Source organism: Methylobacterium sp. Leaf456, from assembly GCF_001425465.1.
Classification (GTDB): Bacteria; Pseudomonadota; Alphaproteobacteria; order Rhizobiales; family Beijerinckiaceae; genus Methylobacterium.
On the sequence record NZ_LMQV01000043.1, the window covers coordinates 357,537 to 370,721 of the forward strand.

Annotated in this window: 12 protein-coding genes and 1 pseudogene; 8 read left to right on the top strand and 5 right to left on the bottom strand. The window is 68.8% G+C overall.

What is annotated here, in order from left to right; genetic code table 11:
* Positions 1 to 27 precede the first annotated feature (27 nt).
* Positions 28 to 357 (bottom strand): hypothetical protein, encoded by a 330-nt coding sequence (locus tag ASG52_RS23160; protein ID WP_286159148.1) that lies wholly within the window; start codon positions 355 to 357, stop codon positions 28 to 30.
* Positions 354 to 752: a CBS domain-containing protein gene (locus tag ASG52_RS23165; RefSeq protein WP_156384096.1), complete on the bottom strand. Its 399-nt coding sequence runs from the start codon at positions 750 to 752 to the stop codon at positions 354 to 356. Before ASG52_RS23165 ends, ASG52_RS23160 begins: the two co-directional genes overlap by 4 nt.
* Before the next feature lie 253 nt (positions 753 to 1,005).
* Here ASG52_RS23165 and oxlT (ASG52_RS23170) point away from each other — a divergent pair, with 253 nt between their 5' ends.
* The 5 genes from oxlT (ASG52_RS23170) to ASG52_RS23190 all read left to right on the top strand — a co-directional run bounded on the left by oxlT (ASG52_RS23170) (position 1,006) and on the right by ASG52_RS23190 (position 8,401).
* The gene (oxlT, locus tag ASG52_RS23170) at positions 1,006 to 2,301 is read left to right on the top strand and encodes an oxalate/formate MFS antiporter (protein WP_056248432.1); all 1,296 of its coding nucleotides are present in this window, start codon (positions 1,006 to 1,008) and stop codon (positions 2,299 to 2,301) included.
* A 601-nt stretch (positions 2,302 to 2,902) separates the two neighbouring features.
* Complete coding sequence (aqpZ, locus tag ASG52_RS23175; RefSeq protein ID WP_056248435.1) at positions 2,903 to 3,643, top strand: aquaporin Z; 741 nt, start codon at positions 2,903 to 2,905, stop codon at positions 3,641 to 3,643.
* Between the two features lie 477 nt (positions 3,644 to 4,120).
* On the top strand, positions 4,121 to 5,431 hold the full coding sequence (gene oxlT, locus ASG52_RS23180; RefSeq protein WP_056248436.1) for an oxalate/formate MFS antiporter: 1,311 nt from the start codon (positions 4,121 to 4,123) through the stop codon (positions 5,429 to 5,431).
* Between the two features lie 248 nt (positions 5,432 to 5,679).
* Positions 5,680 to 7,437, top strand: coding sequence for an oxalyl-CoA decarboxylase (gene oxc, locus ASG52_RS23185; RefSeq protein ID WP_056248440.1), 1,758 nt, complete (start codon positions 5,680 to 5,682; stop codon positions 7,435 to 7,437).
* Positions 7,438 to 7,681: 244 nt separating this feature from the next.
* Entirely contained in the window at positions 7,682 to 8,401 is a 720-nt protein-coding gene (locus ASG52_RS23190) for an alpha/beta hydrolase (RefSeq protein WP_056248442.1), read from the top strand.
* 2 nt (positions 8,402 to 8,403) lie between these two features.
* Here ASG52_RS23190 and ASG52_RS23195 read toward each other — a convergent pair whose 3' ends face one another.
* The 3 genes and pseudogenes from ASG52_RS23195 to ASG52_RS23205 form a co-directional block, all read right to left on the bottom strand.
* The gene (locus tag ASG52_RS23195) at positions 8,404 to 9,633 is read right to left on the bottom strand and encodes an HPP family protein (RefSeq protein ID WP_286159149.1); all 1,230 of its coding nucleotides are present in this window, start codon (positions 9,631 to 9,633) and stop codon (positions 8,404 to 8,406) included.
* Between the two features lie 205 nt (positions 9,634 to 9,838).
* Positions 9,839 to 11,090, bottom strand: a pseudogene (frc, locus tag ASG52_RS23200) (formyl-CoA transferase).
* Between the two features lie 107 nt (positions 11,091 to 11,197).
* Positions 11,198 to 11,671 (bottom strand): PAS domain-containing protein, encoded by a 474-nt coding sequence (locus ASG52_RS23205; RefSeq protein ID WP_056248445.1) that lies wholly within the window; start codon positions 11,669 to 11,671, stop codon positions 11,198 to 11,200.
* 178 nt (positions 11,672 to 11,849) lie between these two features.
* Here ASG52_RS23205 and ASG52_RS23210 point away from each other — a divergent pair, with 178 nt between their 5' ends.
* The 3 genes from ASG52_RS23210 to ASG52_RS23220 are packed head-to-tail and all read left to right on the top strand — an operon-like array spanning position 11,850 to position 13,107.
* The gene (locus ASG52_RS23210) at positions 11,850 to 12,293 is read left to right on the top strand and encodes an OsmC family protein (RefSeq protein WP_056248448.1); all 444 of its coding nucleotides are present in this window, start codon (positions 11,850 to 11,852) and stop codon (positions 12,291 to 12,293) included.
* A 39-nt stretch (positions 12,294 to 12,332) separates the two neighbouring features.
* A complete protein-coding gene (locus tag ASG52_RS23215; protein ID WP_056248449.1) occupies positions 12,333 to 12,689 on the top strand; it encodes a YybH family protein in 357 nt (118 codons plus the stop codon).
* A 40-nt stretch (positions 12,690 to 12,729) separates the two neighbouring features.
* A complete protein-coding gene (locus tag ASG52_RS23220; protein ID WP_156384097.1) occupies positions 12,730 to 13,107 on the top strand; it encodes a hypothetical protein in 378 nt (125 codons plus the stop codon).
* Positions 13,108 to 13,185: the final 78 nt, after the last annotated feature.

The window sequence follows — 13,185 nt, forward strand, 5'->3', positions numbered from 1 at the left end:
AACGTCCTCCCCCAAGTCGCAAGAGAATCAGGCGGCGGAGGCGTTGTCGATCGCCTCGAAGCGGATCTGGTAGCGGTCGCCCCAGAGCGTGTCGGCGCGCACGGTCCATTCGGCGTCGAAGAACAGTTTTGCGCAGAACGTGCTCTTGAAGATGCAGACCGCGATGATCCGCTCGTCGAGCACGCGGATGTGGCGGCTCTCCAGGCCGGCTGCGATGCCGTTGCGCGGCAGCATGTCGACGCTCGACATCCCGAACTCGTTCTCGCCGGGGAAGACGATCGGGCATTCGACGACGACGAGGTGCTTCATCTCGGGAGCCTGTTGCGGCGAGGGCGATGGGGTCGAAGGATTGTTCATGAGACGACTCCGGCGGCACGCTCGGTCGCGCAATCCCAGATGCTCAGGATCGCGCTGACCCGGCAGGACTCCATCAGCGCGATGTGATCGACCTGCCGGTCGCAGAAGGCGCGCAGCCGCTCCTGGGCGGAGGCTCCGACGTCGACGGCGGGAAAGTCGTGATCGGTGATGAGCCAGACGCTGCGACCATACACGTCCGGTCCCTCCGCGGCGACCGCCCGGAAGATGTCGCGCTGGGTCAGCAGGCCGATGACGGGGGCGTCCGCGCCCGGTCCCTCAACCACGACCAGCGCCCCGAGACCGGGCTCGGCGAGCGCCTGCATCGCCTCCGCGACCGAGCGGTCGCGGTGGATGGTGCGGATGCGGGCAGAATCCTGATGCATCGTTGCCGGCACGGCGCTCCTCCATCCGGGCGCTCTGGCGGCGTCCCTGACCTGAGACTGGTATACAGAATACCTGTTGTCAATTCTGGATTTTGAATTATGGTGCCGGTCAGCGGGGCAGCACGAACAAGCCCACCGCTTAATCCGAGCCCCGCTGAATTAACTTGCCGGCCTCCCGCCCGCCTCCGCACGCCCCATCCCCGGGGTGGGGGCCACCGGCCGACGCAGCCCGGACAACCGGGCGCATCACCTGGAGAGACGTCCCATGTCCACGCTCACCGCGACATCCGCATCACCACCCGTCAACCGCTGGGTCCAGCTCACCCTCGGCATCGTCTGCATGTGCATGATCGCCAACATGCAGTACGGCTGGACCTTCTTCGTCAACCCGATCCAGGAGCGCCACGGCTGGGACCGCGCCGCGATCCAGGTCGCGTTCACGATCTTCGTCGTCACCGAGACCTGGCTGGTGCCGATCGAGGGCTGGTTCGTCGACAAGTACGGCCCGCGCATCGTCACCCTCGTCGGCGGCCTGCTCTGCGGTGTCGCCTGGGTAATCAACGCCTATGCCGACTCGCTGTTCATGCTCTATCTCGGCGCCGCGATCGGCGGCACGGGGGCGGGCGCCGTCTACGGCACCTGCGTCGGCAACTCGCTCAAGTGGTTCCCGGACCGCCGCGGGCTGGCCGCCGGCCTCACCGCCATGGGCTTCGGCGCCGGCTCGGCCCTGACGGTCGTGCCGATCCAGGCCGTGATCCACCATTACAGCTACGAGCACGCCTTCTTCTGGTTCGGTATCGGCCAGGGCCTCGTCGTGATGGCGGTGGCGCTGCTCCTGTCCGCGCCGAAGAAGGGCGACGTGCCCACCATCGCCCGCGTCAGCCAGAGCAAGCGCGACTACGCGCCGTCCGAGATGGTCCGCACCCCGATCTTCTGGGTGATGTACGCGATGTTCGTCATGATGGCCGCGGGCGGCCTGATGGCCACCGCGCAGCTCGGCCCCATCGCCAAGGACTTCCACATCGCCGACACCCCCGTGAGCCTGATGGGCATCACGCTGCCGGCGCTCACTTTTGCTGCCACCATCGACCGGGTGCTCAACGGCGTGACGCGTCCGCTGTTCGGCTGGATCTCCGACCATATCGGCCGCGAGAACACGATGTTCCTGTCCTTCGGCATCGAGGGCGTCGGCATCTACATGCTGAGCCAGTTCGGCCAGGACCCGTTCATGTTCGTGATCCTGACCGGCCTCGTGTTCTTCGCCTGGGGTGAGATCTACTCGCTGTTCCCGGCGACCTGCGGCGACACCTTCGGCTCGAAATACGCCGCCACCAACGCAGGCCTGCTCTACACGGCGAAGGGCACCGCGGCGCTCATCGTGCCCTATACCAGCGTGCTGACCACGATGACCGGCTCCTGGCACGCGGTGTTCCTGGCAGCCGCCGCCCTCAACATCATCGCGGCGCTCATGGCGATCCTCGTCCTCAAGCCGATGCGCCAGGGCTACACCAAGGCGCAAGCGGCCGGAGAGGCCGAGGTGAAGCCGGTGATCGCCCACTGACCGGGAGCGGCCGGCCGCGCGCCGGCCGGTCGAGACGAACGCGCGCCGCGGCGGAACACGCCCGGCGCGCTTTCTTGTGCGTGCGACGATGCGGCTCGCCGAGGCCCCCGGCCATGCCCTCGGAGCGCGGGAGGCCGCCGGCCTGATCGGACGATTGCGGTCGGGGCGACGGTCGATGCCGGGCATCACGGATCCCCGCGCCTTGCGTCCCGGTCGCCCTTCCGGCGGAGGCGGATGTCCACCGCCGTCCGATCCGCAGCGCGGGGCGGCCGCGTTGAGATGGATCAAAACGCTCTCCCGGCCGGGATGCCAGGATGGCCCGTCAGCAGGGCGGGAGGGAATCGTCACCCTGGTCCTTCGATCCGCCCAGCCGGGCGGTCCGCCGCATGCGCGGGCCGGTCGGGCCGGGGCCACGGAACGACACGGGCCAACGGGCTGCCGCGGAGACCGGCCGATCCGGAGCATGCGCGGCCATGGCCCGTGCGGCGAAGGCCGTGACGCCGGGGTTCCGGCGGGCACTCCCGAAACCGGGGCCCGATCCGATTCCGGTACCCGCCTCACACGCCCTTCGAGGGAGCCACGCAGCCGGAGAGGTATCGGGATGAATCGCGACACGATGCGCAGGGCCACGGCCGAGTTCTTCGGAACCTTCTGGCTGACCTTCGGCGGATGCGGCGCTGCGGTGTTCTCAGCGGCCTTTCCCGATCTCGGTATCGGCTTCCTCGGCGTTGCGTTCGCCTTCGGGCTCACGGTGCTGACGATGGCTTATGCCGTCGGCCACATCTCCGGCGGCCATTTCAACCCAGCCGTCACGCTCGGCTTGTGGTCGGCGCGTCGTTGCGCGAACCAGCACGTCCTGCCCTACATCGGCGCGCAGGTGGCCGGCGCCCTGGTCGCGGCGGTGGTGCTCTACAGCATCGCCTCGGGGAAGGCGGGCTGGGTGCCGAACGGGTTCGCCTCGAACGGCTACGGCGCGCTCAGCCCCGGCCAGTACAGTCTCGCGGCCTGCCTCATCACCGAATTCCTGACGACGTTCTTCTTTCTCTTCATCATCATCGGCACCACCTCCAAGGGGGCGGCGGTCGGCTTTGCCGGGATTCCGATCGGGTTCGCGCTCGTGCTGATTCACCTGATCTCGATCCCCGTGACCAACACGTCGGTCAATCCGGCACGCAGCACCGGAACGGCCCTGATCGCGGGCGGCGAGTACGTGGCGCAGCTGTGGCTCTTCTGGTTGGCGCCGATCCTGGGAGCGTTGGCGGCGGGCGCCTTGGCGTGGTGGCTCTACGAGCCCGTCGATCTCGTCGAGACGACCGTGATCGAGAAACGCGCGGTCGTCTGACGCGCCGTCCGTCGGATCGCATCGGGGGAGTCGGCGGCCTCGACGCGATCGGGCGGAGCGCGGAAGAGTGGTCGCGGCGCGGGGCGCGCCCGCAGCGTCGCGACAGCTTGGTGGTCATGGCTGTCCTGTCCGGAAACGCGAGTTTGTCGGGAAGACGCTTGAGCTGATCCTGAACAGGGATCGGCGAAAAGCTTCTTCGTCTGCGCATTCCGACGCGGCCCGCGGCCGTTTGCGTCATGCGCGCGACGTCGCGGCGTTCGCCGATGCCGCCGCGCCCGGCGTCCCCTGCCCCTCACCAGCCTCCTCTACCCCCCTTGCCGCCGGCACCGGGGCAGAAGGTGCGCGCCCTATCGCAGCGGCGCCCTGCGCGATTGCACGTGCCAAACGCTTTTTTATTCCTGGTATATTGTATGCCTTGCGTCATTATGCATGATGCCGCCCCGAGGGGTCACCGGACGCCATAAGAGGAATACCGGGATGGAACGCCAGACGGCACCGCGGGAGGCGCAGGACGCCTCTTCCGCCAAGTGGTGGCAGCTCGCCTTCGGCGTGCTCTGCATGGCGATGATCGCCAACCTGCAATACGGCTGGACATTGTTCGTCGATCCGATCGACCAGACCCACCATTGGGGTCGCGCCGCGATCCAGCTCGCCTTCACGATCTTCGTCGCCACCGAGACGTGGCTGGTGCCGGTCGAGACGTGGTTCGTCGATCGCTACGGCCCGAAGGTCGTGGTCTTCTTCGGCGGCGTGATGATCGCCCTGTCCTGGGTGCTGAACGCCTACGCCGACTCGCTCTTCCTGCTCTATACGGCGGCCGTCATCGGCGGCATCGGCGCGGGCTCGGTCTACGGCACCTGCGTCGGCAACGCGCTGAAGTGGTTCCCGGACCGTCGCGGCCTCGCCGCCGGCGCCACCGCCGCGGGCTTCGGCGCGGGCGCCGCCATCACCGTCGTGCCGATCGCCAAGATGATCGCCGCGCACGGCTACGAGCAGGCCTTCCTCACCTTCGGCATCGGCCAGGGCCTCGTCGTGGTCGCCCTGTCGTTCCTGTTGCGCAAGCCCTCGGTCGCAGTGCCGGTGACGCGCAAGAGCCTGCGCCTGCCCCAGACCAAGGTGGATCGCACGCCGAAGCAGGCGGTGCGCACCCCGGTCTTCTGGACCATGTACGCGATGTTCGTGATGGTGGCCTCCGGCGGCCTGATGACGGCGGCGCAGATCGGCCCGATCGCCCACGACTTCCACGTCGCCGACGTGCCGGTCAGCCTGTTCGGCCTGCAGATGGCCGCGCTGACGATGGCGATCTCCCTCGACCGCATCCTCGACGGCTTCGGCCGGCCGTTCTTCGGCTGGGTGTCTGACAATATCGGCCGCGAGAACACGATGTTCATCGCCTTCACCGTGGCGGCCACCGCTTGCCTCGTGATGTACGGCTACGGCCGCAACCCGTACGTCTTCGTCTTCGCCACCGCCGCCTATTTCGCGGTGTTCGGCGAGATCTACTCGCTGTTCCCCGCGACCTGCGGCGACACGTTCGGCTCGAAGTACGCCGCCAGCAATGCCGGCCTGCTCTACACGGCGAAGGGCACCGCGGCCTTCCTCGTGCCGATGGCGAGCCTGCTCTCGGCGGCCTATGGCTGGCCGGCGGTGTTCGCGCTGATCATCGCCCTCAACATCACGGCGGCTGCGCTGGCGGTGTTCGTCTTGAAGCCGCTGCGTCGCCGCTACCTCGCCTCCGAGGCCGAGACGGCTGAGGCCTCCGACGCGAGCGCCGTGCGCCTCGCCTGACCGAGGCTCGGCCGCCCGACATCTCCGGATTCCTGCAAACGCGCGGCCTCATCACCCGCGCGTTTCGTTTGACCGCCTAATTGGTATTTGGTATACCAAGCCTGTCGCGACAAGACTCGCAGGCCGGAACGAACGGCCTGGCGCCCCCACGGCGCCGCAGAATCGCAAGAATGCGAGGCACCTCCCGAGGGCCCGCACATCGCCAAAAACCAGCGACGAAGAATTCAAGCCGAAAGGGAGAACGCCGCATGACCGTCCAGGCCCAGAACATCGACGCGATCACCGCGGGCGCCATGCCCCACGAGGAAGCGGAGCTGACCGACGGCTTCCACCTCGTCATCGACGCGCTCAAGCTCAACGGCATCGAGACGATCTACAACGTCCCCGGCATCCCGATCACCGATCTCGGCCGCCTCGCCCAGGCCGAGGGCCTGCGCGTCGTCTCCTTCCGCCACGAGCAGAACGCAGGCAACGCCGCCGCCATCGCTGGCTTCCTCACCAAGAAGCCGGGCATCTGCCTCACCGTCTCGGCGCCGGGCTTCCTCAACGGCCTGACGGCGCTCGCCAACGCCACCACCAACTGCTTCCCGATGATCCTGATCTCCGGCTCGTCCGAGCGCGAGATCGTCGATCTGCAGCAGGGCGACTACGAGGAGATGGACCAGCTCGCCATCGCCAAGCCGCTGTGCAAGGCCGCCTTCCGCGTGCTGCACGCCGCCGACATCGGCATCGGCGTGGCCCGCGCGATCCGCGCGGCGGTCTCCGGCCGTCCCGGCGGCGTCTATCTCGACCTGCCCGCCAAGCTGTTCTCGCAGGTGATCGACGCGAGCCTCGGCGCCAAGTCGCTGGTCAAGGTGATCGATGCGGCCCCGGCCCAGCTCCCGGCCCCGTCCGCGGTCGCCCGCGCCCTCGATCTGCTCAAGACCGCCGAGCGTCCGCTGATCGTTCTCGGCAAGGGCGCGGCCTACGCCCAGGCCGACGAAGCGGTACGCGCACTGGTGGAAGAGTCCGGCATCCCCTACGTGCCGATGAGCATGGCCAAGGGCCTCCTGCCCGACACCCACCCGCTCTCGGCCGGTGCCGCCCGCTCGACCGCGCTCAAGGATTCCGACGTCGTCGTTCTGGTGGGCGCCCGCCTCAACTGGCTGCTCTCCCACGGCAAGGGCAAGACCTGGGGCGAGCCCGGTTCCAAGCGCTTCATCCAGATCGACATCGAGCCGCGCGAGATGGACTCGAACGTCGAGATCGCCGCCCCGCTGGTGGGCGACATCGGCTCCTGCGTCGAGGCGCTGCTCGCCGGCATCCGCAAGGATTGGAAGGGCGCGCCGCAGGGCTGGATCGAGACCATCCGGGGCAAGCGCGAGGCCAACATCGCCAAGATGGCCCCGAAGCTGATGAAGAACTCCTCGCCGATGTGCTTCCACTCGGCGCTCGGCGCGCTGCGCACCGTCATCAAGGAGCGGCCCGACGCGATCCTCGTCAACGAGGGCGCCAACACGCTGGATCTCGCCCGCGGCATCATCGACATGTACCAGCCGCGCAAGCGCCTGGACGTCGGCACCTGGGGCGTGATGGGCATCGGCATGGGCTTCGCCGTCGCGGCGGCCGTCGAGACCGGCAAGCCGGTGCTGGCGGTCGAGGGCGACTCGGCCTTCGGCTTCTCCGGCATGGAGGTGGAGACCATCTGCCGCTACGATCTGCCGGTCTGCATCGTCATCTTCAACAACAACGGCATCTATCGCGGCACCGACACCGACCCGACCGGCCGCGATCCGGGCACCACGGTGTTCGTGAAGGACAGCCGCTACGACAAGATGATGGAGGCCTTCGGTGGTGTGGGCGTCAACGTCACCACGCCGGACGAGCTGAAGCGGGCGGTCGATGCCGCGATGGATTCGGGCAAGCCGACCCTGATCAACGCGGTCATCGACCCGGCCGCCGGCAGCGAGAGCGGCAACATCGGCAGCCTCAACCCGCAGAGCACGCTGAAGAAGAAGACCGCCTGAGGCCTTTTGGCTTCCGCCGCTGAGTGAACCGGACCGCGGTGCCGCAAGGCGCCGCGGTTCTTTTTGTTTTAAAGCCGAGCCGCGCGATTGCCGGGGCATTCTCCTCCCCGTTGTGGGGAGGAGGTAGGAGGTGGGGGGTGGTTCAGGATGAGTCGCCGAGCCTTATCCGGCACCACCCCCACCCCTGACCCCTCCCCACAAGGGGGAGGGGAAAGCGCGGCCGACCTCGTCAGGGACGCAATCCATGGCCTCCTCCGCGACCGATCCGACCCTTCCCCTCGACCCGCGGCTCGCCGGGCGGCTGTCGTTCCTGCCGCGGCTGCCGACGAAGCCGGCGCTGGGGCCGGGGCGGCACGCCCTCGGGCTGTTCGAGACCCGCGACGCGGTGCTGTGCGTGCCCGAGCACGTCGATCCGCGCCTGCCGACCCCGCTGGTGGTGCTGTTCCACGGCGGCGGGGGGAGTGCGGAGAAGATCCTGCCGATGCTGGAAGGACACGCCAAGGCGCGCGGCTTCCTGCTGCTGGCGCCGCAATCGCTCCATCCGACTTGGGATCTCGTCATCGCCGGCAACGGGCCGGACCGCGAGCGGCTCGACCGGGCGCTGGCCGAGGTCGCCGACCGCTTCCTGATCGATCCCGGCCATCTCGCCTTCGCGGGCCATTCCGACGGGGGCAGCTACGCGCTCTCGCTCGGCCTCACCAACGGCGACCGGGTCAGCCACCTGATCGTCTCGTCGGCCGGCTTCCTATCGGTCCACATGCAGGCGGGCGCGCCAAAAATCTTCCTGTCGCACGGGACGCGCGACGAGCAGATCGCTATCGACCGCAGCGCCCGCCACCACGCCCGCCTGCTGCGCGGCGCCGGCTACGACCTGACCTACGTCGAGTACGACGGCCCGCACGCCTACGACCCTTCGGTGGTGACTCAGGCGATCGAGTTTTTTCTGGCCGACTTCTTCGCCTGAATTCAGGCGAGCCCGGCCGCGAGGTCGGGCGACACGCCCTCCGTGCGGGCCCGCGCCGCGGCGCCGGTCTGCGGCGGTTCCGCGGCGCGGTTGGCCGCTTGGTTCACCAGGGTTTCGATCAGGTCGGACTGGGAGACCACGCCGCACAGGCGGTCCTCCGCCCCGACCACGGGCAGGTGGTGGTGGCCGCCGCGGGCCATGCGCACCGCGACTTCGGCGAGCGTCATCTCCGGGCGCAGGCACGCCACCTCGGGCGTCATCACGTCGGCGGCACAGCCATGCGGGGCGCGGCCGCGGCCGAGTGTCAGCTGCCAGCGCCGGGCGAGGCCGAGGCGGGGGCCGCGGTGGTCCCACTCGGCCTTGTCCATCAGGTCGGTCTGAGTCAGCACGCCGAGCACGCGGGCGTTCTCGTCGGTCACCGGCAGCATCTTGATGTGGTGGCGCCGCAGCAGCGCCAACGCCTCGCTCAAGGGTGCCTCGGGGGCAATGGCGACGACATCGCGGGTCAGGATCGAGGCGCAGGTCTCCGGTCCGGAGCGGCGCACCAGGGCGCTGAGCTGGGCCCGCCGCAGCAGCGCCTCCAGATCGCCCCGGCCGATATCGAGCACCTGATCGAAATCCGCGAGCGCGGCGTCGATGTCGCCCGCCGTCAGGCCCATGCCGGAGGAGGGCGCCGGGGCCGTGGCCGCGGCGGCCGGGGCGTGCGGATAGGAGCGGCCGGTGAGGTTGTTGAAGGCGACCGCCACGCCGAGGATCAGCAGGGTGTTGACGCCCACCGGCCACAGCACGAAGCCGTAGCCGAGATCGTGGATCGCCGGGCCGCCGAGCACGGCGGTGAGCGCCACCGCGCCGCTCGGCGGGTGCAGGCAGCGGAAGGCCATCATCAGGCCGATGGCGAGCCCGCCCGCGAGGCCGGCGGCGATGAGCGGATCGGGCACGAGGAGCCCGATGCTCACGCCGACCAGCGCGGCGATCAGGTTTCCGCCGAGGATCGACCAGGGCTGCGCCAACGGGCTCGACGGCACGGCGAACAGCAGCACCGCGGAGGCGCCCATCGGCGCGATCAGCGCCGGAAGCGCGGCGCCGTTACCGATGGCCGCGCGGGCGACGAGCCCGGTGACGAGGAGCCCGAGGAGCGCCCCGCAGGCGGCGCGCACGCGTTCGCGGAGGCTGACGGGAGCCTGCTGGGGCAAGAGGCGGCGCAGCAGGGGATGGGTCGGGAATGCATTCACCGGCAGGCACCGTGAGCAAGGGCGCGGACGGGGAGGGGCGTCGATCGAGCGGTGTCGCGAATCGAGCCCGGAAACAAGAAAGGCCGGACCGTAGGGCGGCCCGGCCAAGTTACACGGAGGAGAAAAACAGCCCGGACTCGACGTGAGTCCGGTCAGGCACTCCCGGGGCGGCTCGCCCGACCCGGGAGGATTCTTGAGCGAGGTCTTAAACCGCGCGGGACTCGTGCATCGCGGCGATCTGCTCCGACGAGTAGCCGAGGTCGGCCAGCACTTCGTCGGTGTGCTCGCCCAGCAGCGGGGACGCCTTGATGTCGACCTTCAGGTCCGAGAACTTGATCGGCGAGCCGACGGTCAGGTACGAGCCGAGCTTCGGATGCGGGACCTCGACGATGGTGCCGCTGGCGCGCAGCGACGGATCGGCGGCGATCTCCTTCATCGACAGCACCGGCGAGCACGGGATGTCGAACTTGCGCAGGATGTCGACGGCCTCGAACTTGGTCTTGTCGGCCAGCCAATCCTCGATGATGGCGAAGATCTCAAAGATCTTGTCCTGGCGGGCGCGGGGGGTGTTGTAGGCCGGGTCGTCGATCCACTCAGGCCGGTTGAGTGCCTTGCAGATCGGGGCCCAGGCATGGCCCTGGATGGTGAAGTAGATGTAGGCGTTCGGGTCCGACTGCCAGCCCTTGCACTTCAGCACCCAGCCCGGCTGGCCGCCGCCGCCCGCGTTGCCGCCGCGCGGCACCACGTCCGAGAACTCGCCGTGCGGGTACTGCGGGTACTCTTCGAGGTAGCCGATGGCGTCGAGGCGCTGCTGGTCGCGCAGCTTCACGCGGCAGAGGTTGATCACCGAATCCTGCATCGACACGGCGACCTTCTGGCCCTTGCCGGTCTTGGTCTTGGCGTGCAGCGCCGTGAGGATGCCGATGGCCAGATGCATGCCGGTGTTGGAGTCGCCGAGCGCGGCGGCCGACACGGTGGGGGGGCCGTCCCAGAAGCCCGTGGTCGAGGCGGCGCCGCCCGCGCACTGCGCGACGTTCTCGTAGACCTTCAGGTCTTCGTAGTGGTGGCCGTCGGAGAAGCCCTTCACCGAGGCGAGGATCATGCCGGGGTTGAGCGACTGGATGTGGGCCCAGGTGAAGCCCATGCGGTCGAGCGCGCCGGGGCCGAAGTTTTCCACCATCACGTCGGATTCGCGGATCAGCTTCTCGAGCACTTCCTTGCCCTGGGGCGTCTTGGTGTCGAGCGTCAGCGAGCGCTTGTTGGAATTCAGCATCGTGAAGTAGAGCGCGTCCGCGTCCTCGACGTGGCGCAGCTGGTTGCGGGTCACGTCGCCGGCGCCGGGGCGCTCGACCTTGATCACGTCCGCGCCGAACCACGCGAGCAGCTGCGTGCAGGCGGGACCCGCCCTGCACGTGGGTGAAATCGATGATCCGGATGCCCTCGAGCGGCTGGGACATGCTGGTGTTCTCCCTATGACGACTTCGTTGAAGGTAGAGTGAAGTCTTGGCGTGAAATCTTGGAACGAAAGGTCGTGTTCTTGTTGCAAGCTTAGGCTCGTCTGAGTTCAGGCGAGCACGAGGGTGCCGAGCGCTTCCTCCAGTTCCGCCATCCGGCGGCGCAGGCGGCGCTCCTCCTCGAAGCGCTCGGTCTCGTCGCGAATGACCGCGACGATTCCGCTGACGTCCCCGTCCGCCCCGAACAGGAGCGAGACGGTGAAGGCGATGGACAGGGTGTGCCCGTCCTTGTGCAGGGCCGGCACCTTGAGCAGCGTGGTCCCGTAGCGGGTCTGCCCGGTCCGCATGGTCTTGGCGTAACCGTCCCAGTGGCGCCGCCGGTGGCGCTCCGGGGTGATGAGATCGAGCATCTCACCCATCGCCTCGGCCTCGCTGAAGCCGAAGATCCGCTCGGCGGCCGGATTCCACGTGACGATCCGGCCGTCCGCGTCGGAGATCACCACCGCATCGCCCAGGGCCTCGACCAGCCCCGAGACGTCGACGGCCGGTGAAGGGGATGTCGTTGGAGATATCGCTTCGGCCATGGCCTCGCGCTCCTTCCTGTCCCTCGCCTCGTCGCTCGATCGCCACCGGAGAGAGCGGGCTCTCTCCGGTGGCGTCGCATTGGCATCTGGTATACCAAATACGGAAAGCGGGTCAAGCGACGGTGTCTGCAACAAGGACCGACTTGCCGGGTTGAGACCGGCGACGGGAGGAGCGGCCATGTCGGACAGACCCAGCATCAGCATCCGGCAGGTCGAGCGCTTCGCCTTCCGGGTCGAGTTCGGCCCCGCCTTCGAGACCCTGCTGACCGACGAGCCGGTGCCGATCGGCGATGGGCTGGGCCCTTCGCCCGAGCAGGTGCTGATCGCGGCGGTGAGCAATTGCCTGTGCGCGAGCTTCGTCTTCGCGCTGGGCAAGTTTCATCAGGACGGCGGCGGCGTCAGCGCCCAGGCGAGCGGGCGGCTCGGCCGCAACGCGGAGGGACGCCTGCGCCTGGAGGGCATCGACGTCGCCATCGCGCTCGGCGCCGAGGCCGCCTCGATGGACCGGATCGACCGGGTGCTGGAGCAGTTCGAGCGGTTCTGCACCGTCTCCGAGAGCGTCAAGGCCGGAATCCCGGTCTCGGTCTCGGTGCAGGACGGGGCCGGCACGCGTTTGAAATAGCCGCCGATCTGAGCGGCGTGACAGGGAGGATTTTTCGGGATGAGCGACAAGGCGAAAGAACCGGGCGATCTCGCCCGGCTGTTCCACGCGCGGGCCAATGCCGGCGATGTCGAGGGGCTGGTGGCGCTCTACGAGCCCGGCGCCGTGCTGGCGGCGGGCGAGGTGGTGGCGACGGGCCACGACGCGATCCGCCGCTTCTACACCGACCTTCTGGCCCGCAAGTCCGACTTCCCCGAGCCCGAGACCTTGCCGGCGCTCACGAACGGCGATCTCGGCCTCACCTTCGCCTGGCTGCCGAACGGCTCGCTCTCGGTCGAGGCGGCCCGCCGTCAGCCCGACGGGCACTGGCTCTGGGCGATCGACCAGCTCAAGATCAAGCCGGCCAAGAAGGACTGAGCGTTCCCGCTTCGCCCCGGTCGTGCTATGGAGGGGTGTGATGCGTGCTCACCGCCCCTTTCGGTATGTGCTCGCCGTGATCCTTCAGGTCGCGGCGCTGCTCGCGCTGTCGATCGCCGCCCCGGCGCATGCCCGCGCCCACGGGGTTGCGGAGCACGGCCACGCGCATGTCCATCACGCCCACGCCCAGGCCGACCACGGCACCGAAGCGTCCGATGCCTCGGCGCCAACCGGGGACAGCCATTCCGGCCAGTGCTGTGGGCTGCATTGCCCGTTCCACATCCCCTTCGTCGGCGCCGCCGACGTGACCGTGGCGCTCCGCTGGAACGCTGAAGCCACCTTCCGCCGCCCCCACGACGCCTCCTTCGCCAGCGTCGTTTCCGAAGCGCTCCCCGAACCGCCTCGATCCTTCGCCTGAGCCCGGCGCGCTTTTGTGCGCGCGCCTGACGCGGCGGCCCGAACCCAAGCCGCCGCGCGCGTCCCCGCTCGCGAAGGA

Coding starts and splice junctions, on each gene's coding strand:
- ASG52_RS23190 (WP_056248442.1), top strand. CDS start 7,682: ATGGCCTCCTCCGCGACCGATCCGACCCTTCCCCTCGACCCGCGGCTC.
- ASG52_RS23205 (WP_056248445.1), bottom strand. CDS start 11,671: ATGGCCGAAGCGATATCTCCAACGACATCCCCTTCACCGGCCGTCGAC.
- ASG52_RS23210 (WP_056248448.1), top strand. CDS start 11,850: ATGTCGGACAGACCCAGCATCAGCATCCGGCAGGTCGAGCGCTTCGCC.
- oxc (WP_056248440.1), top strand. CDS start 5,680: ATGACCGTCCAGGCCCAGAACATCGACGCGATCACCGCGGGCGCCATG.
- oxlT (WP_056248432.1), top strand. CDS start 1,006: ATGTCCACGCTCACCGCGACATCCGCATCACCACCCGTCAACCGCTGG.
- ASG52_RS23220 (WP_156384097.1), top strand. CDS start 12,730: ATGCGTGCTCACCGCCCCTTTCGGTATGTGCTCGCCGTGATCCTTCAG.
- oxlT (WP_056248436.1), top strand. CDS start 4,121: ATGGAACGCCAGACGGCACCGCGGGAGGCGCAGGACGCCTCTTCCGCC.
- ASG52_RS23160 (WP_286159148.1), bottom strand. CDS start 357: ATGAACAATCCTTCGACCCCATCGCCCTCGCCGCAACAGGCTCCCGAG.
- aqpZ (WP_056248435.1), top strand. CDS start 2,903: ATGAATCGCGACACGATGCGCAGGGCCACGGCCGAGTTCTTCGGAACC.
- ASG52_RS23215 (WP_056248449.1), top strand. CDS start 12,333: ATGAGCGACAAGGCGAAAGAACCGGGCGATCTCGCCCGGCTGTTCCAC.